Raw genomic sequence first — 20,317 nt, forward strand, 5'->3', positions numbered from 1 at the left:
GTCGAAGAAGCGCGACGGATCGCGCCCTTCCTTCCAGCCATACAGCGCGTAATGGGTCAGGGCGTCGATGCTGCCCGTGGCCACGGCCGCCGCCACGTCGGGATTGCTGGCCAGATACCAGTCGGTATCGAACAGGATGTTGGGATCGAGCCCTTGCTTTTCCCCGAGCTGCATGAAATGGGTCCAGGCACTGGTGATGGTGCCATTGCGCACTGCGGCGGCAACATCCGGGTTGGCCAGCAGATAGAAATTGCTGTCGAATAGCGCCAGAGATCCGGTCATGGTGGCCGGGGATAGCCGTCCTTCATTCTTGCCAAAAGCCAGATAGTGAGCTTCGCCGCTGATGATCTGATCGGCGGCCACGGCCCGCGCCACGTCGGGATAAAGGGCCAGATAGGCTTTTTCGTCGAACTGCGTATGGTCATAGGGCTGGTTCAGCGACCATCTGCTGGGGGCGATCAGCGGGACGATCTTGTTGTCGAAGATGCCGATTTCAACGCCATACAGCTTGTCCTGCCCCTGGCCCGTCACCCGGTAGTCGGAGACGAGGAAGGGCTGGCTGCCGTCCGTCTCCGTCCGCTGTATCACGCTGACATTGCCGAGCCAGCCATAGGCAACGCTGAAGCGGGCGGCGTCGATTCCGTCGCCGCCGCGCAGAATGTCGTTGCCGTCCCGGCCGGTCAGCAGGTCGGACCCGCCGCCGCCCGACAGGCTGTCATTGCCAAGGCCGCCCGTCAGATTGTCGTTGCCGACGCTGCCGGTGATGGTCTGCGGTTGATATTGCGACAGGATTGACAGGTCATAGTCCTGGACGAAGGCGCTGGAGGTCAGGCTGGAGGCCGTGACATTCTTCAGTCGCAGCAAGGCCCCGGCTGCAGTGTCGTACCAGTTGGATGTGAGATCGGGATCGACCATCAGCATCGTGTCGGCGCCATCCTGCTCCAGCCACAGATATTTGCCGAAGGGATTGCCGCCTTCAAAACCGCGCAGGTTGGCCAGCACCGGCGACAGATCGATCTTGTCACCTTCCGCCAGATTAAGGTCGGTGATCGTGCTGGTGGCGATCGAGTAGCCGCGAAACGCCATCTTCACGCCGTCCAAGACGAATTTGTCGGCACCGGCACCACCCGTCATCTCGCCGCCGAGGCTTTGCAGCCGGTCGTCGCCAGCCCCGCCATTGAGGGAGGCGACACCATTGGCCCGCAGGCTGTCATTACCGGCATCGCCGAACAACTGCATGCCAGCCCCGCCAGCGACATTGATCACATCATTGCCATTGCCGCCATGGATCGTGTCCGCGCCGAATTCGGCGAAATAGGTACCGTTGGTATAGCCGATGCTATCGTCGCCGTCGCCGCCATCAATGGTGTCATTGCCCGAACCACCCTGGATACTGTCATTGCCGTCGCCGCCCAGCATCGTGTTATTGCCGTCGCCGCCCAGAATCTTGTCATTGCCGTCGCCGCCCAGGATCGTGTCATTGCCATAGCTGCCCGCCAGCGTGTCGTCGCCGGTCCCGCCATCCAGACGGTCATCGCCGCCGCGGCCGGACAGATTGTCGAGGCCGGCCCCGCCATTCAGCGTATCGTTGCCACCACTGGCTTCGATCGTGTCATCGCCATCATCGCCCGACAGCAGGTTGTTGCCCGCCCCGTCGGAGATGCTGTCATTGCCGGCCCCGCCGCTGACCGTGTCATTGCCCCAACCCCCGACCAGGGTTTCCGCGGCGGCCGTCCCGGTCTGGCTGCTGTCGGTGGTGATCTTTGTCCGGGTCGGGATATAGCCATTGGCGAAATTGGCGGCCACCAGATCATTGACGAACACGGACGACAGCACCACCAGGGCGCTCGCCGCATAGCGCGTGCCCGCCCCGTCGCGGTCCAACATCAGATTGGTGGTTCCACCCGCCTGCTGTTCCAGCCAGACATAGCGGCCGAACGGATCGCCCCCGCCATAGTCCACCAGACTGGTCAGGATGCCGGACAGGCCCAGCACATCGCCGCCCGTGCCCGATTTGAAATCGGTGATGGTGATAATCCATTGCTGGTCCACGCCAACCGGCCGGTCTTTGGGACCGACGATGAACAGGTCCTGTCCGTCGCCGCCCGTGACGCTGCCAAAGGACAGGGTCATGATGTCGTTGCCAGCTCCGCCATCGACCGTGCCCGCGGCCAGCGTCACGACATCGTCGCCATCCTCCGCACTGACCCAGGCACCTGCATTGGCACCGCTGATCGTGTCGTTGCCGGCACCGCCATAGATATAGGCAGTGTTATTGGTATTGGCGATGAACGCATCATTGCCGGCACCCCCGCGCAACGTGTCGGTACCGTCGCCGCCATTCAGGGTGTCGTCGCCATTGCCGCCTTCCAGAGTGTCCCGACCACCGCCGCCCGACAGGCTGTCATTGCCGTCGCCGCCGATCAGGCTGTCATTGCCGCCGAGACCGCTGATGGTGTCGTCATTGGGGCCGCCCGTCAGCGTATCGTTCCCGGTGCCACCCACCAGGGTCTGTCCAGCTGCCATCATATTCTCCAGGCCATGCCGACAATTTTCAGGAAATATTAAGCAACTCTAATGCCTCCTATCAGGAACAGAAGTTACCCATTGGTCATAGTCCGCCGACGTGGAGGGAGAGGGGCGGCAGGCAACCGCCCCTCATGAATAGTCCGATCAGATCAGATCGCCCGTGTAATGCAGCACGCGACCTTCCGTGTAGCCGTGGGATAGGAAATGCAGCAGGGGGTTGATACCTGCCGCTGCCACGTCCGGATTTTCGGCCAGATAGGCGCTGGTGTCGAAGAAGCGCGACGGATCGCGCCCTTCCTTCCAGCCATACAGCGCGTAATGGCTCAGGGCGTCGATGCCACCCGTGGCCACGGCCGCCGCCACGTCGGGATTGCTGGCCAGATACCAGTCGGTATCGAACAGGGTGTTGGGATCGCGCCCTTCCTTTTCACCGAACTGCATGAAATGGGTCCAGGCGCTGGTGATGACGCCCTGCTGGATGGCATTGGCGACGTCCGGGTTGGACCGCAGATAGAAGTCGTTGTCGAACAGCACGTTGACCGGCCCCGCCTTCGCCGGTGCCATGCGGCCTTCGTTCTTGCCATATATCAGGTAATGGGATTCGCCACTGCTGAACTGGTCCCGCGCGACCGCCTGGGCCACATCCGGATACATGGCCAGATAGGCGCTTTCATCGAACAGCGTGTGATCATAGGGCTGGTTCGGCGTCCATTTCGTGGGCGCCAGCAAGGGCACGATCTTGTTGTTGAAGATGCCGATTTCGACATTGGACAGGGTATCGGTGCCTTCCGCGCCCGTGATGCCGGGGGAAAGGCCGGTGCTGCCCGCCGGCTGGATCGACACGCCATTGCCAAGGGCGGTGAGATAACGGACCGCGTCAATGCCATTGCCGCCATTCAGGACGTCGTTGCCGGCATTGCCATAAAGCAGATCGCTGCCCTCGCCACCGGACAAGGTGTCGGCCGCCAGCCTGCCCGCCAGATAGTCGTTGCCGGCACCACCGGTCAGGCTCTGTGGTTCATAGGGGTTGGACAGCGACGGGGCGAAACCCTGCACGAAGGCGCTGGCCGTCAGGCTGCCAGCCTGCACATTCTGAAGTCGGACCAGGGCTGTCGGGGCGGCATCGTTATAAAGGTTCGACAGGCCCGCGTCGGGATCGACCATCAGCAAGGTGTCATTGCCATCCTGCGCCAGCCACATCGTGGTGCCAAAGGGATTGCCCCCTTGATAGGCCAGCATGTTGATGAGCGAGGGCTGCAGGTCGATCTTGTCACCCTGCGCAGCGTTGAAATCGGTGGTGGTGGTCGTGTGGACAAGGTTATACTGGCTTCCGCGGACGGAGACGGTCTGAACACCTGAAAGGCTGAAAGTATCGGCCCCACTGCCGCCCGTCACGACACCCGAGATGACCTCAAAACGATCATTCCCGGCGCCGCCGTCGAGTGTGGCCCCGTGGCCGCGCAGGATGTCGTCGCCGTCGTCGCCATAAAGCACTGCGGTGGCGGTCGTGGAATTGAAGGCGATATTGCCGGTCAGGATGTCGTTGCCCAGGCCGCCATGCAGCGTGGCCTGCCCGGTCGATACCGTCAGTTGGTCATTGCCGGCCCCGCCATCCAACTGGTCGGTGCCGGCGAAACCGTCCAGCGTGTCGTCGCCATCGCCGCCGGTCAGGCTGTCATTGCCGTTGCCGCCCAGGATGCTGTCATTGCCGGCCCCGCCATTCATCGTGTTGGCACCGCCTTGGGTGCGCAGCGTGTCGTTGCCGTCACCCCCGTCCAGGACGCCGTTGCTGGTGAACAGGTAGTCGTCGCCAGCACCCCCCGACAGGGAATTGGTGCCGGACAAATCGGTGATGCGGTCATTCCCGCCGCCGCCGCTGATCGTGTCATTTCCCCAGCCGCCCGCCAGCGTATCGTCGGCCGCCGTGCCGGTTACCGTAGCGTCCGCCGTGCTTTTGGCCGAGGTCGGGGTGAACCCGTCAACGAAATTGGCGGCGGTCAGGTCATTGATGAAGACGCCCTGGAAGGTCGCCACCGTTTCCGTGGCATAATCCATCCCGGCCATGTCACGGTCGACGCGCAGCAGAGTGTTGCCGCCGGACTGTTCCAGCCAGAAATGGCGGCCGAAGGGGTTCCCGCCGGTATAACCGACCAACTGGGTCAGCACATTGGACAGATCGATCATGTCGCCGCCGCTGCCGCCGGCAAAGTCGCTGATGGTCACGGCCCAAGGGTTCTCAATCACGCCGGGCGTGAAATTATAAAGACCGCTGATGACGATGCGATCCTGGCCAGCACCGCCGACAACCGTTCCGTCGGAGATATTCAGCGTGTCATTGCCCGCGCCGCCCTCAATGCTGCCCCGGAACAAGGTCAGCGTATCGTTGCCGTCATCGCCGAAGATCAGAAGGCTATTCACATTGCTGCTGAAGATCGTGTCGTCGCCCGATCCGCCATGCACGGACTGACTGGTGCTGCCGCCGCTGGCATCCAGATCGATCCAGTCATTGCCGTTACCGCCATCGACCGTGTCCATCCCCAGGCCGGGGAAGATACGATCATTGCCGTCGCCACCGGCAATGCTGTCATTGCCATCGCCGCCGATCAGGCTGTCATCGCCGCCAAGGCCGCTGATGACGTCATCATTAGGGCCACCCGTGAGCGTATCGTTCCCGGTGCCACCCACCAGGGTCTGTCCTGTCGCCATCTTTCTCTCCAGGGCCTTGTCGGCAATTTTGAGGAAATGATAAGCAACTCTATTACTCCCTATTGGGAAATAATAGACGGCCATTGGTTATAGCCTGGTGATCCTGCAGGGGAGGGGCGGCGCAGTGTCGCCTCCCGAATAGATAAGCCCGATCAGATCAGACCGCTGTAATGCAGCACGCGACCTTCCGTGTAGCCATAGGCCAGGAAATGCAGCAGCGGGTTGATGCCGGCCGCTGCGACATCGGGATTTTCGGCCAGATAGACGGAGGTATCGAAGAAGCGCGACGGGTCGCGCCCTTCCTTCCAGCCATACAGGGCGTAATGGCTCAGGGCATCGATTCCACCCGTGGCCACGGCGGCCGCGACGTCGGGATTGTGGCCAAGGTACCAGTCCGTGTCGAACAGGATGTTGGGGTCGCGCCCTTCCTTTTCGCCATAAAGCAGGAAGTGGGTCCACGCATCTGGGATATTGTCGGGACCGATCATGGCTGCGACATCCGGATTTTCCATCAGGTAGTAGCGGCTGTCGAACAGGCCCTGCGGGCTTTTTGTCACGTCAATGGGGGCGATGCGTCCTTCATTGCGGCCCATTGCCAGATAATGGGCCTCGCCGCTGGCAAATTGACCCTTGGCCACAGCGGCGGCGACGTCCGGGTAATAGGCGAGGTATTCCGCCTCGCCGAACAGCGCGTGGTCGTAGGTGCCCGGGACGATGCGCTGCAGCGACGGCGCGTAGACCAGCGATATGCGGTCGCCGACGATCAGCAGTTCGACGCCCGTGGCGCTGTCGGCGCCGAAGCCGCTGGCCAGACGATCGAGGATTGTGATGGCCCCGCCCGGAATGTTCGGACGCTGCATCACGGTGAAGCGGTTGTCGACCGCACTGCCGGGCGCGTCGTAATAGATCGCGTCGATACCGCTGCCGCCATCGATCACGTCATTGCCGTGGCTGCTGACCAGGATGTCGGCGGCGGCGGAGCCGGTGAGGGTGTGCGGCATGAATTGCGCCACCTGGGCAGGGTCCAGCCCACCGATGAAGCTGGCGGCGGTCAGGCTGCCGGCGGTGACGTTCTGCAACCGGGCCAGGGTCAGGTAACCCGTGTCGGTGACACTGAACGCCCCTTCGTTGAACGGGTCGATATCGACCTTCAGCAGCGTGTCGGCCCCATCCTGGACAATCTGGAAATAGCGGGCCAGAGGCATGGTCCCGCCCGCGAAATTGTAGAGATAGGGCAGGGTCTTGCTCAGATCGATCGTATCGCCCTGCGCGGCATTGAAATCGGTGATGGTGACCGCGGCGACAGTGTAGCTGTACCAGGCATAGGTCAGCCCGTTGGGGGCGAACCGGTCGGCTCCGGTGCCGCCGGTCAGGGTGCCTGTCATCGCCTCCAGCCGGTCGTTGCCGGCCCCGCCCTCCAGCGTCATGGTGCCGGTGCCTGCGGTCAGCGTGTCGTCACCGTCATCGCCATATAGCAGGTCGTTCATGCCCGCGCCGATGATGGTGTCGTTGCCGGCCCCGCCATGCAGCGTGTCGACCGCCGTATCAATGTCGTAGTAGTTGAGGTTGCGGACCGATTGCAGCAGGTCGTTGCCATCGCCGCCATCCAGATATTCAGCACCGAAATGGCCATAGATCGTGTCGTTGCCGGCCCCGCCATTGAACCGGCCGCCACCGACCATGGCTTCCAGCACATCATTGCCGGTCCCGCCATCGACACTGGCCTGGCTGCCGCCCGACAGGACATCATTGCCGTCACCACCATCGATAGTGTCGCGCAGGCCCAGGCCGATGATCGTGTCGTTGCCGGCCCCGCCCGACAACTGGTTGGTGCCGACCGTGTCGCTGATCGTGTCGTTGCCGTCGGCGCCCGTGATCGTGTCATTGCCCCAGCCGCCGACCAGCGTGTCGTTGGCCGCGGTGCCGGTCTGACTGCGGTTGCTGGCGTCGCGGGTTATTGTCGGAACGATACCGCCCGTGAAATTGGCCGTCAGATCCGCGGGCTTCACGCCGGTCAGGAAGGCGACGGTGCGGCCGGTATAGGTGCCGGCGGCCGCATCCTCGTCAATTTTGACCATGGTGCCGTCGCCATTATATTCCAGCCAGATGTAACGGCCGGTGGTATCGCCGGGGCGATAGCCCACCAGACTGGACAGCAGGCCGGACAGGTCCAGCAGGTCGCCCCCGGCCCCCGCCGCGAAGTCCGTGATCGTGACCATGCCGGAAATGTAATAATTGCCGGCTGGGATCGGCGTCGGCTTGAAACGGTCGCTGCCGGCCCCGCCGGTGGCCTGGCCCGACGCCAGCGACAGCGTATCATCCCCGTCGCCGCCCGCCATCGTGGCCTGCACGGCCGTCAGCAGATCGTCGCCAGTGCCGCCCTGAATCTGATCGCCATTGGACCCGCCGATGATCGTGTCATTGCCGGCCCCGCCATCGACGGTGGCGGCGGAATAGCTGGCATTATAGGTCAGGTCGATCTGGTCGTTGCCGTCGCCGCCCTGCACCTGGTCTGAACCGCCGCCCGGGCGGATCAGGTCGTCACCGCTGCCGCCATCCAGCGTGTCGGGGCTGCTGCCGCCGATCAGGGTATCGTTGCCGGCCTCTCCCCACAGGATGTTGCCGTAATTGTTGCTGGCGTCGGAGATATAATCATCGCCGCCGCCACCCTTGATCGTGTCAAAGCCCCAGCCCCCGGCCAGGGTGTCATTGCCATCGCTGCCAATCACCGTGGCATCGGTGCTGACCCGCCCGACGGGGGGGATGATGCCGCCGACAAAGCTGCTGGTCTTCAGCGCCTCTGGCAGCAGGTTCTGCAGGACCGCGACGGTCTGGGCGCTGTACTGGTTGCCCGACGCATCGCGGTCATAGATGATCAGCGTGCTGGACTCGGTACGTTCCAGCCAGATATAGCGGCCATAGGGGGACCCGGAACGGTCGCCGATCACCCCAGACAGCAGGTTCGACAGGTCCAACTGGTCGCCACCAATGCCTGCGGCGAAATCGTTGATGGTGACGGTCCAGTTCTGTCCCTGAAGCTGGTCACCGGGCAGGCCCAGCACGAACCGGTCGGCCCCTGCACCGCCGCTGGTGAACCCGTTGGACAGCGTGATCATGTCATCGCCGGCCCCGCCCGTGACGGTTCCGGCAACGGCGGACAGCACATCATTGCCGTCGCCGCCTTCGATCGATTCGTCGCCCTGGCTGCTGGTGATGGTGTCGTTGCCGTCGCCGCCACGGCCGATATCGGTGTCGCCGAACTGTCCGTCCGACAGGTCAATCCGGTCATCGCCGGCCCCGCCCAGGACGGTGTCGAAACCCAGACCACCGGAAAGGCTGTCATTTCCAGCACCACCGCTGAGAAGGTCGTTGCCGGACAGGCCCGATATCGTGTCATCGGCCGTGCCGCCCTGGATCAGGTCGTCACCATTGGTGCCCGTCATCGTCAATCCCGTCGTCATTTTCGACCCGACTCCCTTTGGCTGACCGCATCCCCATTGGAAACCCTATGGAAAGAGAAAGACAATGTCGAGTACAGCAAGAGAGTTGAAAACTATCGATTTGGGAGCCCCCGCGCCGGTTTGCCGCCCTCTGGTCCGTGCAAGGTCAGGGTGGGGATCCGCGTGGCGCCATAAATTCGCCGCTGCGGTCCCCCAGATTGTGCGGACGGGGCATCCCCAATGGATGCGATGGGATCGTGAAGAGGACATCATGCGGTTTCGGAATCTGGGCACGCTTGTCATCGGTGCCACGCTGGCCGTGGCGTTGGCCATACCGCCGGCCTTTGCCGACAATGACCGCGACGGCCATGGCCATGGCCGCGGACAGCACGATCATGACCGCCGTGGATCGCCCGACCGTCCCTCCTATGTGCCGCCGCCCGGCTGGTACGACCATGGCGGTTACCCCGTCCGCCACTGGGACGTGCCGCCGGGACGCCGCCGCGTCTATCACGATGTCATCGTCGTCCGGCCATTTGGGCACTGGTACTATGGCTATGGCCATTATGTCCGGGACGAGGATGCACTGTTCTTCCTGGGCTTCACGGCCATCACGCTGATGGCACTGAATTCGTTGAACGAGGCGCAGCAGCGCGCGCATGAGGATGCACAGATCCGCGCCACCGGCGCCCCGATCGGCCAACCGATCATCTGGTCGGACGGGTCGACCAGCGGGTCGGTGACGGCCCTGCGCGAAGGCCACACGGCCGACGGCGGCTATTGCCGGGAATTCCAGCAGACCGTGACCATTGGCGGCAAGCAGGAACAGGCCTATGGCACGGCCTGCCGCCAGCCTGACGGGGCGTGGAAGGTGGTGGAATAAGCCGCACCGCCTTCGGGTATCCGCGGTCAGTCCGCCAATGCGGCCAGCCGCGCCTGCACGGCGGTGACCCGCAGGGGCATCCGCCCTTCCGGCACGGCCTGGCCGGGCTTGCAGCCTTCATCCAGCAGGAAGCGCAACTTCAGGTCGGGATGGGTGCTGTTGAATGCATGGAAGGGCACCGCGGCATCGAACCACAAGGTGCCGTCATCGGCCGGCTGTTCGGGATCGCGCATGATCTGGGCCACGAAGGCCGGGCCCGTCGGGACATCAACGATGATGTGGCGGCCCTGATAGAAGCTGTCGGCAGCGATGCCGATGCGCAGGGCCACCGCCTCCTGAGAGGTTGGTACCCTGTCCAGTGGCACCTTGCGCCAGGCGGGCAAGGTCGGGACCACTTGCGTCACCTCTTCCGCCTGGGCCGCCGGCCCCAGCATCCAGGTCCCCAGCAGCAAAATCCCCATCCACCGCATGTTCCCGCCCCCTTCTTGATCCGTGGCCGAACGGATCGGAGAATGAGTATATGGGCATTCGATGAAAAATTTATATGATTTTCTCGCGCTTAGGTGGTTCAACGTGGCAGTGATGCCCGCCGGAACCAATCGGCGGTGGCGTCATCGGCGGGATAGAACAGTTCCACGCGCACATCCTGCAAACCGGCGTCCAGCGGGGTGCCCAGCATGGCGATGACGGAGAACAGCGACAGCCGCACCCCGTCCTTCCGGAAGCGCAGAGACAGGGCGGGGGCGGGCGGCCGGGATTCCAGATCGCCGGGCCGCAAGCCCGTCACGGCCGGATCGTCCAGCAGCGTCAGCAATTCCCGGTCGGTATCCAGCGGGTCGGCCAGCAGCGCCTCCGCCCGGATGCGGCGGATCATCCAGGCCGCCACGTCCTGAAAATTCTCCAGCAGCGGCCGCAGGGCCGGGTCCAGGATCAGGCGCAGCAGGTTGGGGGCGGGCGCATCCGCCGGGGCCGGACCCAGCAGGAAATCCATCAACCGCCCCGCGCCTTCATTGGCCTGCAACAGGGTGTAGCGCCGGTCGACCAGAATGGCGGGGTAGGGCGCCTGTCGGTCCAGCATATGGGCGATGGCCGCGCGCACCGGTTCCATGGCAGGTCCATCCAGTCCGCCCTCATCCCAGGCGGGGGCGAAGCCGGCGGCCAGCAGCAGGGCATTCTGATGGCGCAGCGGCACCGACAAGGCGTCGGCCAGTTGCAGCACCATGCCCCGCGATGGCCGGGCCCGGCCAGACTCCAGAAAGCTGAGATGGCGCTGGCTGGTGGCGCAGGTGAGCGCCAGATCCAGCTGGCTGGCTCCGCGGGCCTGCCGCCAGCGGCGCAGCAGGGTGCCGAAGCCGTTGGACGGCGGGCGGCGGGCAGGACGCGGGGTGGGGGTGGTCGTCGGCATTGTCATCGGGCAACGGTCGCATGGGGACGCGCGCCCGTCTATTACCTGACTGGTAATTGCGGGACCATCGCCGCCGGTTCAGCCTGTCCGTCACGAACCCAAGCAAGGAGGATGTGATGACCACAATCGACAATCGGGCCCTGGTGGGCGGCCGGTCCCGCCGCCCCGTGCAGATCTATGCCGGTGTCGTGGGGCTGCTGGGCCTGGACCTGCTGTTGCTGCCGGCCTGGATTGCCCCGCTGGCCTTTGCCGACCCGGCGCTGGCCGGTCTGGTGCAGATCGACTGGCTGCTGCGCGGGCTGGGCGGAAGCTGCCTGGTGCTGGCGGCCATCCTGATGATCCTGGCGCGCACGCCGGCGGCCGGCATTGCCCCGCTGCTGGCCTTTGCCGCCGGCGTTTCCACCCTGGCGCTGCTGGCCATTGGCTGGGGGCATTTGTCGCTGGCGGGGGAGGGGGCGTTGCTGCTGATCGCGGCCAGCGATATCGGCTTCGGCCTGTGGATGCGCCGCGCCCTGGGGACGTGATGGGAGAGTCGCTTCCGGTGACGGCTTTGGGGTAGGGTTGGGGGGCCGGCACGACCGGCCCCCGTTCCGCAGCCTGAACGTTGCCCCATGCCCGCCGATCCCGGTTTCATCCATCTGCGTGTCCATTCCGCCTATTCGCTGGCCGAAGGCGCCATCAAGACCAAGGAACTGGTGAAGCTGTGCAAGAAGCACGGCTATCCGGCCGTGGGCGTCACCGATACGGGCAACCTGTTCGGCTGTCTGGAATTCGCCATGGCCGCGTCCGATGATGGCATCCAGCCCATCATCGGCTGCCAGATGTGGGTGACGCCCTTCGGCCCCTTGAAGAAGATTGCGGGCCGCGTGATGGGGCCGGGGGCGGACCAGCTTGTCCTGCTGGTACAGAGCGAGCAGGGCTATCGCAACCTGATGCGGCTGGTCTCCCGCGCCTATATGGAGACGGAGACCGGCCTGCTGCCCCAGGTCTCGCTGGAGATGTTGGAGGGGCTGACCGACGGGTTGATCTGCCTGACGGGCGGGGTCGGCGGCGGACTGAACCGGTTGCTGCTGGACGGGCAGAAGCCGCACGCGCTGGACCTGCTGGAAAAGCTGAAGGACCTGTTCCCCGGCCGGCTTTACATTGAGCTGATGCGCCATGTGGAAGGGCCGCTGGCCCAGGCGGAGGCGAAGGTCGAACCCGACCTGATCGATCTGGCCTATGAGCATGACATCCCGCTGGTCGCCACCAACGACGCCTATTACGCCACCGCCGACATGTACGAGGCGCACGATGTGCTGCTGTGCATCGCGGAAGGCGCCTATGTCATGCAGGAGGAGCGGCGCCGCGTCTCCCCTCACCATTATTTCAAATCACCGGCCGAGATGCGCGAACTGTTCGCCGACATCCCGGAGGCGGTGGACAACAGTGTCGTCATCGCCAGACGCTGTGCCTATATGCCGCGCAAGGTCAATCCGATCCTGCCGCCCTTTGCCTGTGAAGGCGGGCGGCTGGAAGCGGATGAGTTGCGGGTGCAGGCCCATGACGGCCTGACCTATCGCCTGACCCGATATGTCTTCACCAGCGGCATGGGTAGGGACGAAAAGGAGAAGGTCGAGAAGGAATATCGGGACCGGCTGGAATTCGAGCTGGAAACCATCATCAAGATGAAGTTCCCAGGATATTTCCTGATCGTGTCGGACTTCATCAAATGGGCGAAGGACAATGGCATCCCCGTGGGACCGGGCCGCGGGTCGGGCGCCGGCTCGCTGGTCGCCTGGTCCTTGCTGATCACCGACCTGGACCCCATCCGCTATGGTCTGCTGTTCGAACGCTTCCTGAACCCGGAACGCGTATCGATGCCCGACTTCGATATCGACTTCTGCCAGGATCGCCGTGAAGAGGTGATCAAATATGTTCAGCAGAAATACGGTACCGACAAGGTCGGGCAGATCATCACCTTCGGTAAGCTGCAGGCCCGCGCCGTGGTCCGCGACGTGGGGCGCACATTGCAGATGCCCTATGGTCAGGTGGACCGTATCTGCAAGCTGATCCCCAATAATCCGGCCAACCCCGTCACCCTGCAACAGGCGCTGGACGGCGAGCCGCAATTACAGGAGATGAAGCGCAGCGATGAGACGGTGGATAGGCTGATCACGATCGCGCTGCGGCTGGAGGGGCTGTACCGCCATGCGTCGACCCACGCCGCCGGCGTGGTGATCGGTGACCGGCCGCTGGATCAGCTGGTGCCCATGTACCGCGATCCGCGTTCCGACATGCCGGTCACCCAGTTCAACATGAAATATGTCGAACTGGCCGGGCTGGTGAAGTTCGACTTCCTGGGCCTGAAGACGCTGACCGTGCTGAAAACGGCGGTCGATCATGTGCGCGACCTGGGGCCCGAACTGGACCTGCTGGACCTGGATATGGAGGACAAGAAGTCCTACGACATCCTGGGCCGGGCCGAGAGTGCCGGCATCTTCCAGCTGGAAAGTTCGGGCATGCGCGACGTGCTGCGCCGCATGAAGCCGAACCGGATCGAGGACATCATCGCCCTGGTGTCACTGTACCGTCCCGGCCCCATGGACAATATCCCCAAATACATCAAGGTGAAGTTCGGGCAGGAGGCGCCCGATTACATGCACCCGGCCCTGGAACCGATCCTGAAAGAGACCTTCGGCATCATGGTCTATCAGGAACAGGTGATGCAGATCGCCCAGGTCCTGGCCGGCTACAGCCTTGGCGGCGCCGACCTGCTGCGCCGCGCCATGGGCAAGAAGATCAAGGAGGAGATGGAGAAGGAACGGGCCAAATTCATCGCCGGCGCCAAGGAAAAGCGCGGGGTGGAGGAGGAGCAGTCCGGCCTGATCTTCGACCAGGTGAACAAGTTCGCCGGCTATGGCTTCAACAAGTCGCACGCGGCAGCCTATGCCCTGGTCGCCTACCAGACGGCCTTCATGAAGGCCAATTACCCGGTCGAGTTCATGGCCGCCACCATGACCTATGATATGGGCAATACCGACAAGCTGAACCAGTTCCGCCAGGAGCTGGTGCGGCTGGGCATCCGGCTGCTGACGCCGGACGTGAACGCATCCGGCCCGCGCTTCAAGGTGGAGAAGCTGCCCGATGGCAGCCGGGCCGTGCGCTATGCCCTGGCCGCCGTGAAGGGCGTGGGCATGCAGGCCATGGAAGCCGTGGTGCGCGAGCGCGACGCGAACGGCCCCTTCAAGGACATTTTCGATTTCGCGCGGCGCGTGGACAGCAGCGCGCTGAACAAGCGCATGCTGGAAAAACTGGTCTGCGCCGGTGCCTTCGACAGCTTGAACCGCAACCGGCAGCAATTGTTTGCAGGGTTGGAAATGGTGGTGCGCTACGCCCAGTCGGAGGCGCAGCAGCGCGACAGCGGCATGGCCAGCCTGTTCGGCGCGACGGAAGCGTTGAAGGCCCCGGACCTGCCCAAGGTCCCCGACTGGGAGCCGCTGGAACGGCTTCGGCACGAGTTTGAAGCCATCGGCTTCTACCTGTCGGCCCACCCGCTGGACAGTTTTGCCGCCGCCATGACCCGCATGCGGGTGGTGCGGTTCGCCGATCTGCCGCGGCAGTTGCGCGACGCCAAGTCGACGCGCTTCAAGCTGGCCGGCATCGTCGTTGCCCGGCAGGAACGCACGGCCAAAAGCGGCAACCGCTTCGCCTTTGTCAGCCTGACGGATGCGTCCGGCGTCTATGAGGTGACGCTGTTCGCCGAAACCCTGGCCCAGAGCCGGGAGATGCTGGAGGCGGGCAGGGCCGTGCTGCTGTCGGTCGATGCCCAGCGTAATGGCGAGGAACTGCGCCTGACCTGCCACGGCGTGCAGTCGCTGGAAGACGAGGTGTCGAAGAGTGCGGCGGGCCTGCGCATCCTGCTGGAAGACGCCGCAGCATTGCCGGCCATCAAGACCACCATCGGCCGCCTGCCCCAGGGGCGGGGCAAGGTGACCCTGGCCGTTGAACTGGACGCGCTGCGCGAGGTGGAGATCGCCCTGCCCGGCGGGGTTATGATCAATGCGGCCAGCCGCGGGGCGTTCAAGTCCATTCCCGGCGTGGTAGAGGTGCAGGAGCTTTGACGGGGGCTGGCCGCCGGGTCAGCCCGGCTGATGCCCGCTCAGCAGTTCGACGGCATTGGCCAGGACCTTGCCGTCGGCCTGGGCATACAGAGTGGTGGCGCGACCATGGATGGCCGAACCCGGCGTGACGCGCAGCAGTCGCGCCAGTTCGTCGTTGGCCACCAGCCGCAGGAAACCCGCCGGCCGGCTTTTGAAGCCGACACCGCAGGCCGACAGGATGGCGCCGAAGGGGATGCGCCGCTGACGCACCGCGAACAGCGCGCCGGCCGGCAACGCGTCGAGCCGGATTTCAATCAGGCCCAGTTCCGCGGGCAGGCCGCTGTTCGCGCCTGACAACAGCACATGCCGACGCAGCAGGTTGGACACTTCCTCCGTATGCAGGACGGCCAGGCGCATCTGTTCGCCCCAGAAAGCTTCCAATGTTGCGGTCATGCCATGGTCATGGACCAGCAGCCGGCGCGGCACCTCCGGCAGACCGGACGCATCCAGCCACAGCGGTTGCGGCGGCTCCGCGTCCCGACAATTCAGGCGCAGGAAACCCGTCAGCAGGTCGGGTGTCGCTTCGGTCGGACGGGCGGGAGCGGTCATTCTGGACAGAGCTTATGGTGCAAAGGCGGCGGGTCCGGCCGCGCGGGGTCCGGGACCATAAGCCAGCGCCGCGCCCATGCCAAGGCATGTCCGGTCGCTGGATACGTATTGACCTCATCCGCCACGAAAGCGTCACAAGCCCATGTCAAAGCGTTAACGCAGATTAAACTTTTTGGGACAAACCGATGCGCCGCATCCTTCCCGCCCTGGCCTTCCTGCTGATCGGCGCCGCGATGCCGGCCGCCGCCCAGATGCTGCCCGACTATGCCAGCCTGGCCGAACCCGACGACCGGGAGGAGGTGGCGGCAAAGCCGCTGCAGGACCGGCTGGCGGCCAATCCCGAGGACCGGGAGGCGGCGATGCAGCTTTTGCAGATTTACCAGCGTTACGGGGATTTCGAGAAAGGCCTGCCGCTGGGGGCCAGACTGGCCGCCGCCCAGCCCGACGACCGCGAGGTGCTGGAGGCGCGCATCGTGCTGGCGACGCGCCGGATCGACGATGCCTCCCTGTTCGGCAAGAAATCCGCGGCTGAAGAACTGCTGTCCCTGTGCGAGGGCGAACGGGCCCGCGACCCGCACAACAGCCTGGCCCTGAACTGCGTGGCCCAATACCATCTCGTCGCCCCGTCCATCGCCGGTGGGGACGAGAAGAAGGCGGAAGAGGCCATCGCCCAGATGCAGCCGCTGAACGAGGGGCAGTATCTGCTGCTGCGGGCGACTCAGGCCTTTGCCAACAAGGATGATGCCAAGGGCATGGCGACCCTGACCGAAGCGCTGCCCAAGCTGACCGATGCATCGGATGTGGCGGGTGTCGCCTTGCGCCTGGGTATAAAGGGTGACATGGAGGGGGCCTTTGCCGCCTTCAACCGCGCCAGCAGCTTGGACCCGGCCGATCCCTTCACCCTGTATCAGCGGGGCCGCGGCGCCGCTGTCGCCGGGCAGCATCTGGAGGAAGGGCGCGACTCGCTGCTGCGCTTCCTGTCCGGGTCGGCCTGGATCAGCGGCGTCAATTACCGGCCGGGTGCCCATTGGCGCCTGGGCCAGATCTTCGAGAAGATGGGGGACAAGGGATTGGCGGAGAAGGCGTTCCGCCGCGCCCTGGCGCTGGACCCCAAACACAAGGAAGCGCAGGCTTCCCTGAAGGCGTTGAAGAACGCGGGGTGAGGAAAACAGCCGCCATGCTTTCATGGCGGGGCCGGCGGGCGCAAATCGCGGCTGGCCGGGGTTGCAATGACGGCGTGGCTGCGGTATTCCACCGCCCGTCGTTAATCCCACACGTGGGCTTGCGGTGCGATGGCTTTTATCCGGGGAACGGTTTCCCGGCGAGGCCTTCCATCGATCCGGTGTCTGGCGGGCATGGTGCCCAACGGACGTCGCCCACGGAGGAAGAACCGGAAAAGGAAGTTTTCCTATGGCTATGCCGATTTTCACGATGCGTCAGCTGCTGGAAGCTGGTGTCCATTTCGGTCACCACACCCGCCGCTGGAACCCGAAGATGTCCACGTACATCTTTGGCGCCCGCAACGGCGTGCACATCATCGACCTGGAACAGACCGTTCCGCTGCTGCATCGCGCCATGCAGGCCGTGCGTGACGTCGTCGCCGGTGGCGGCCGCGTCCTGTTCGTCGGCACCAAGCGCGCCGCCCAGGAGCAGGTTGCCGAGAGCGCCAAGCGCTGCGGCCAGTACTATGTCAACCATCGTTGGCTCGGCGGCATGCTGACCAACTGGAAGACCATCTCCCAGTCCATCCGCCGCCTGAAGGAAATGGACGAGGCGCTGGCCCATGGTGAAGGCTCCGGCCGCACCAAGAAGGAACTGCTGAACATGACGCGCGACCGCGATAAGCTGGAGCGCGCGCTGGGCGGTATCCGTGACATGGGCGGCCTGCCCGACCTGCTGGTGATCATCGACACCAACAAGGAAAGCCTGGCCATCCAGGAAGCCAACAAGCTGGGCATCCCGGTCGTCGCCATCCTGGACAGCAACAGCGATCCGGACGGCATCACCTTCCCGGTGCCGGGTAACGACGACGCGCTGCGCGCCATCGAAACCTACTGCGAACTGCTGGCCGGCGCCGTGCTGGACGGTCTGCAGGCCGAGATGTCGGCCGCCGGCATCGATATCGGCAGCCAGGAAGTCGCGCCGGCAGAGGTTCTGCCGGAAGAAGTCGCGGCCGAGGCCTGAGTTTAAGGTGCGACGGCCGGGCCGCGACCCCCAGTTCGGGTCCGGTCCGGCCGTTGTGCTGTCCGGGGTTGGCGTCGCGAAGGCCGGTCCCGTTTCCCACGAACTACCCTGACCCCGTCACACCCCGACGATTAGAGAGGCGAAAATGGCCGAGATCACCGCTGCCCTTGTTAAGGACCTGCGCGAGAAGTCCGGCGCCGGCATGATGGACTGCAAGAAGGCGCTGACCGAGACCGCCGGCGACCTGGAAGCCGCCATCGACTGGCTGCGCAAGAAGGGCCTTGCCGCTGCCGCCAAGAAGGCCGGCCGCGTCGCCGCCGAAGGTCTGGTCGGCGTTGCCACCAGCGGCCTGTCCGGCGCCGCCGTCGAGCTGAATGCCGAGACCGACTTCGTGGCCCGCAACGAAGCCTTCCAGGGTGCCGTTGCCACCGTCACCAAGCTGGCCGTTGAAGGCAATGGCGACATCGAGTCGCTGAAGGCCACCGATTATCCGGGTACGGGCCGCAATGTTGCCGACGAACTGACCCACCTGGTCGCCACCATCGGCGAGAACATGAACCTGCGCCGCATCGCCAAGCTGTCGGTCACCGACGGCGTGGTCGCGTCCTATGTTCACTCCGCCCTGGTCCCGGGCCTGGGCAAGATCGGCGTGCTGGTCGCCCTGGAATCCACCGGTGACAAGGCCGCCCTGGCCGATCTGGGCAAGCAGATCGCCATGCATGTCGCCGCCGCCCGTCCGGAAGCCCTGGACGTGGCCGACGTGTCGACGGCCAACCTGGAGCGTGAGCGCGCCGTTCTGGTCGAACAGGCCCGCGCGTCGGGCAAGCCCGAGAACATCATCGAGAAGATGGTCGAAGGCCGCGTCCGCAAGTATTATGAGGAAGTGGTCCTGCTGGAGCAGCTCTACGTCATCGACGGCGAAACCAAGATCCGCAAGGTCGTGGAAAACGCCGCGAAGGCCATTGGCGCCCCGGTGGCCCTGACCGGTTTCGTCCGCTTCCAGCTGGGCGAAGGCATCGAGAAGGAACAGTCCGACTTCGCCGCCGAAGTGGCCAAGATGGCCGGCTGATGCGGTTCCGGAGCCGGACTGGTGCCGGCGCCGGAGCGATATTCTGTCGGGGCCGGTTCGCCGGCCCCGATATGAACACCCGTTTGAAGACCGGATTTCCAACCCGAAAGGACCAACCCCGTGCCTGAAGCCCGATACAAGCGCGTTCTTCTGAAACTCTCAGGCGAAGCCCTTATGGGGGAGCGGGAATACGGGATCGATCCCAATGTCGTCAGCCGCATGGCACGGGAAATCAAGTCCGTCATCGACATGGGTATCGAGGTCTGCGCCGTCATTGGCGGCGGTAATATCTTCCGCGGCATTTCCGGGGCCGCGTCGGGCATGGAACGCGCCACCGCGGACTATATGGGCATGCTGGCCACCGTCATGAACGCGCTGGCCGTGCAGAACGCCCTGGAAAAGGCCGGCGTGCCGACCCGCGTGCAGTCGGCCATCCCCATGGACAGTGTGTGTGAGCCCTATATCCGCCGCCGCGCCGAGCGCCACATGGAAAAGGGCCGGGTGGTGATTTTCGCCGCCGGCACGGGCAATCCCTTCTTCACCACCGATACGGCCGCCGCACTCCGCGCCTCCGAAATGGGCTGCGATGCGATGTTGAAGGCCACCAAGGTGGACGGCGTCTACAGCGCCGACCCGAAGAAGGTGAAGGATGCGATCCGCTATGATCGCCTGACCTATATGGACGTGCTGTCGCGCGATCTGCAGGTCATGGACGCCTCGGCGATTTCGCTTGCCCGCGAGAACAAGATTCCCATCCTTGTCTTCTCCATCCAGAAGGACGGCGGTTTCGCCGAAGTGATGGCCGGGCAGGGTAAATTCACCATCATAACCGAAGAGGCATAAGGTGGCCGCTCCCGATCTGATCAAGGATATCGAGCGTCGCATGGCCGGCGCGCTTGAGCAGCTCCGCAAGGAATTCGCCGGCCTGCGTACCGGTCGCGCTTCCGCCAACCTGCTGGAGCCAGTGACGGTGGAGGCCTATGGCACGGCCGTGCCGCTGAATCAGGTGGCCAATATTTCCGTGCCGGAGCCGCGCCTGATCAATGTGCAGGTGTTCGATCGCAGCACGGTGAAGGCTGTGGAAAAGGCCATCCGCGACAGCGGCCTGGGCCTTAACCCTCAGACCGAAGGTTCCACCATCCGCGTGCCGATTCCGGAGCTGAATTCCGAGCGTCGCAAGGAATTGTCCAAGGTCGCCGCGAAATATTCCGAGGCGACGCGCGTTGCCGTGCGCAATGTCCGCCGCGATGCCATGGACGCCCTCAAGAAGCTGCAGAAGGCCGGCGAGCTGTCCGAGGACGAGCAGAAGACCTGGTCCGACAAGGTGCAGGCCGTGACCGACGCGCACATCAAGAAGATCGATGACGCGCTGGCCACCAAGGAAAAAGAGATCCTGCAGGTCTGATCGAA

At 64.3% G+C, this 20,317-nt stretch carries 13 protein-coding genes and 1 pseudogene; 8 read left to right on the forward strand and 6 right to left on the reverse strand.

Annotation, left to right across the window (positions count from 1 at the left end; all coding sequences use genetic code 11):
* The 3 genes from ACODTW_RS09670 to ACODTW_RS09680 all read right to left on the reverse strand — a co-directional run.
* Positions 1 to 2,526: calcium-binding protein (locus ACODTW_RS09670; RefSeq protein WP_488945770.1), on the reverse strand; the 2,526-nt coding region annotated here is incomplete at its 3' end.
* A gap of 147 nt (positions 2,527 to 2,673) precedes the next feature.
* The gene (locus ACODTW_RS09675; RefSeq protein ID WP_488945771.1) at positions 2,674 to 5,235 is read right to left on the reverse strand and encodes a calcium-binding protein; all 2,562 of its coding nucleotides are present in this window, start codon (positions 5,233 to 5,235) and stop codon (positions 2,674 to 2,676) included.
* Between the two features lie 152 nt (positions 5,236 to 5,387).
* On the reverse strand, positions 5,388 to 8,696 hold the full coding sequence (locus tag ACODTW_RS09680; RefSeq protein ID WP_488945772.1) for a beta strand repeat-containing protein: 3,309 nt from the start codon (positions 8,694 to 8,696) through the stop codon (positions 5,388 to 5,390).
* A 250-nt stretch (positions 8,697 to 8,946) separates the two neighbouring features.
* Between ACODTW_RS09680 and ACODTW_RS09685 the strand changes: the two genes are divergently transcribed.
* Positions 8,947 to 9,558: an RT0821/Lpp0805 family surface protein gene (locus tag ACODTW_RS09685; RefSeq protein ID WP_488945773.1), complete on the forward strand. Its 612-nt coding sequence runs from the start codon at positions 8,947 to 8,949 to the stop codon at positions 9,556 to 9,558.
* A 26-nt stretch (positions 9,559 to 9,584) separates the two neighbouring features.
* Here the strand turns inward: ACODTW_RS09685 and ACODTW_RS09690 are convergent, their stop codons facing one another.
* Both ACODTW_RS09690 and ACODTW_RS09695 read right to left on the reverse strand, forming a co-directional pair.
* Positions 9,585 to 10,019: a hypothetical protein gene (locus tag ACODTW_RS09690; RefSeq protein WP_488945774.1), complete on the reverse strand. Its 435-nt coding sequence runs from the start codon at positions 10,017 to 10,019 to the stop codon at positions 9,585 to 9,587.
* A 107-nt stretch (positions 10,020 to 10,126) separates the two neighbouring features.
* Positions 10,127 to 10,963, reverse strand: coding sequence for a helix-turn-helix domain-containing protein (locus tag ACODTW_RS09695; protein WP_488945775.1), 837 nt, complete (start codon positions 10,961 to 10,963; stop codon positions 10,127 to 10,129).
* A gap of 116 nt (positions 10,964 to 11,079) precedes the next feature.
* Here ACODTW_RS09695 and ACODTW_RS09700 point away from each other — a divergent pair, with 116 nt between their 5' ends.
* Both ACODTW_RS09700 and dnaE read left to right on the forward strand, forming a co-directional pair.
* Complete coding sequence (locus ACODTW_RS09700; protein WP_488945776.1) at positions 11,080 to 11,487, forward strand: hypothetical protein; 408 nt, start codon at positions 11,080 to 11,082, stop codon at positions 11,485 to 11,487.
* 87 nt (positions 11,488 to 11,574) lie between these two features.
* Complete coding sequence (gene dnaE, locus ACODTW_RS09705; RefSeq protein WP_488945777.1) at positions 11,575 to 15,066, forward strand: DNA polymerase III subunit alpha; 3,492 nt, start codon at positions 11,575 to 11,577, stop codon at positions 15,064 to 15,066.
* An 18-nt stretch (positions 15,067 to 15,084) separates the two neighbouring features.
* Here dnaE and ACODTW_RS09710 read toward each other — a convergent pair whose 3' ends face one another.
* Complete coding sequence (locus ACODTW_RS09710) at positions 15,085 to 15,654, reverse strand: hypothetical protein (protein ID WP_488945778.1); 570 nt, start codon at positions 15,652 to 15,654, stop codon at positions 15,085 to 15,087.
* A 185-nt stretch (positions 15,655 to 15,839) separates the two neighbouring features.
* On the opposite strand from ACODTW_RS09710, the gene ACODTW_RS09715 reads away from it, so the two are divergent.
* The 5 genes and pseudogenes from ACODTW_RS09715 (at position 15,840) to frr (ending at position 20,312) form a co-directional block, all read left to right on the forward strand.
* Positions 15,840 to 16,817: a tetratricopeptide repeat protein gene (locus ACODTW_RS09715; protein ID WP_488945779.1), complete on the forward strand. Its 978-nt coding sequence runs from the start codon at positions 15,840 to 15,842 to the stop codon at positions 16,815 to 16,817.
* 247 nt (positions 16,818 to 17,064) lie between these two features.
* A complete protein-coding gene (rpsB, locus tag ACODTW_RS09720) occupies positions 17,065 to 17,838 on the forward strand; it encodes a 30S ribosomal protein S2 (protein ID WP_488945780.1) in 774 nt (257 codons plus the stop codon).
* Positions 17,839 to 17,983: 145 nt separating this feature from the next.
* Positions 17,984 to 18,907, forward strand: coding sequence for a translation elongation factor Ts (gene tsf / locus ACODTW_RS09725; RefSeq protein WP_488945781.1), 924 nt, complete (start codon positions 17,984 to 17,986; stop codon positions 18,905 to 18,907).
* A 71-nt stretch (positions 18,908 to 18,978) separates the two neighbouring features.
* Positions 18,979 to 19,750: pseudogene (pyrH, locus tag ACODTW_RS09730) on the forward strand (UMP kinase).
* A 1-nt stretch (position 19,751) separates the two neighbouring features.
* A complete protein-coding gene (frr, locus tag ACODTW_RS09735; RefSeq protein ID WP_488945782.1) occupies positions 19,752 to 20,312 on the forward strand; it encodes a ribosome recycling factor in 561 nt (186 codons plus the stop codon).
* Positions 20,313 to 20,317: the final 5 nt, after the last annotated feature.

Source organism: Niveispirillum sp. FG148 (genome assembly GCF_057809655.1).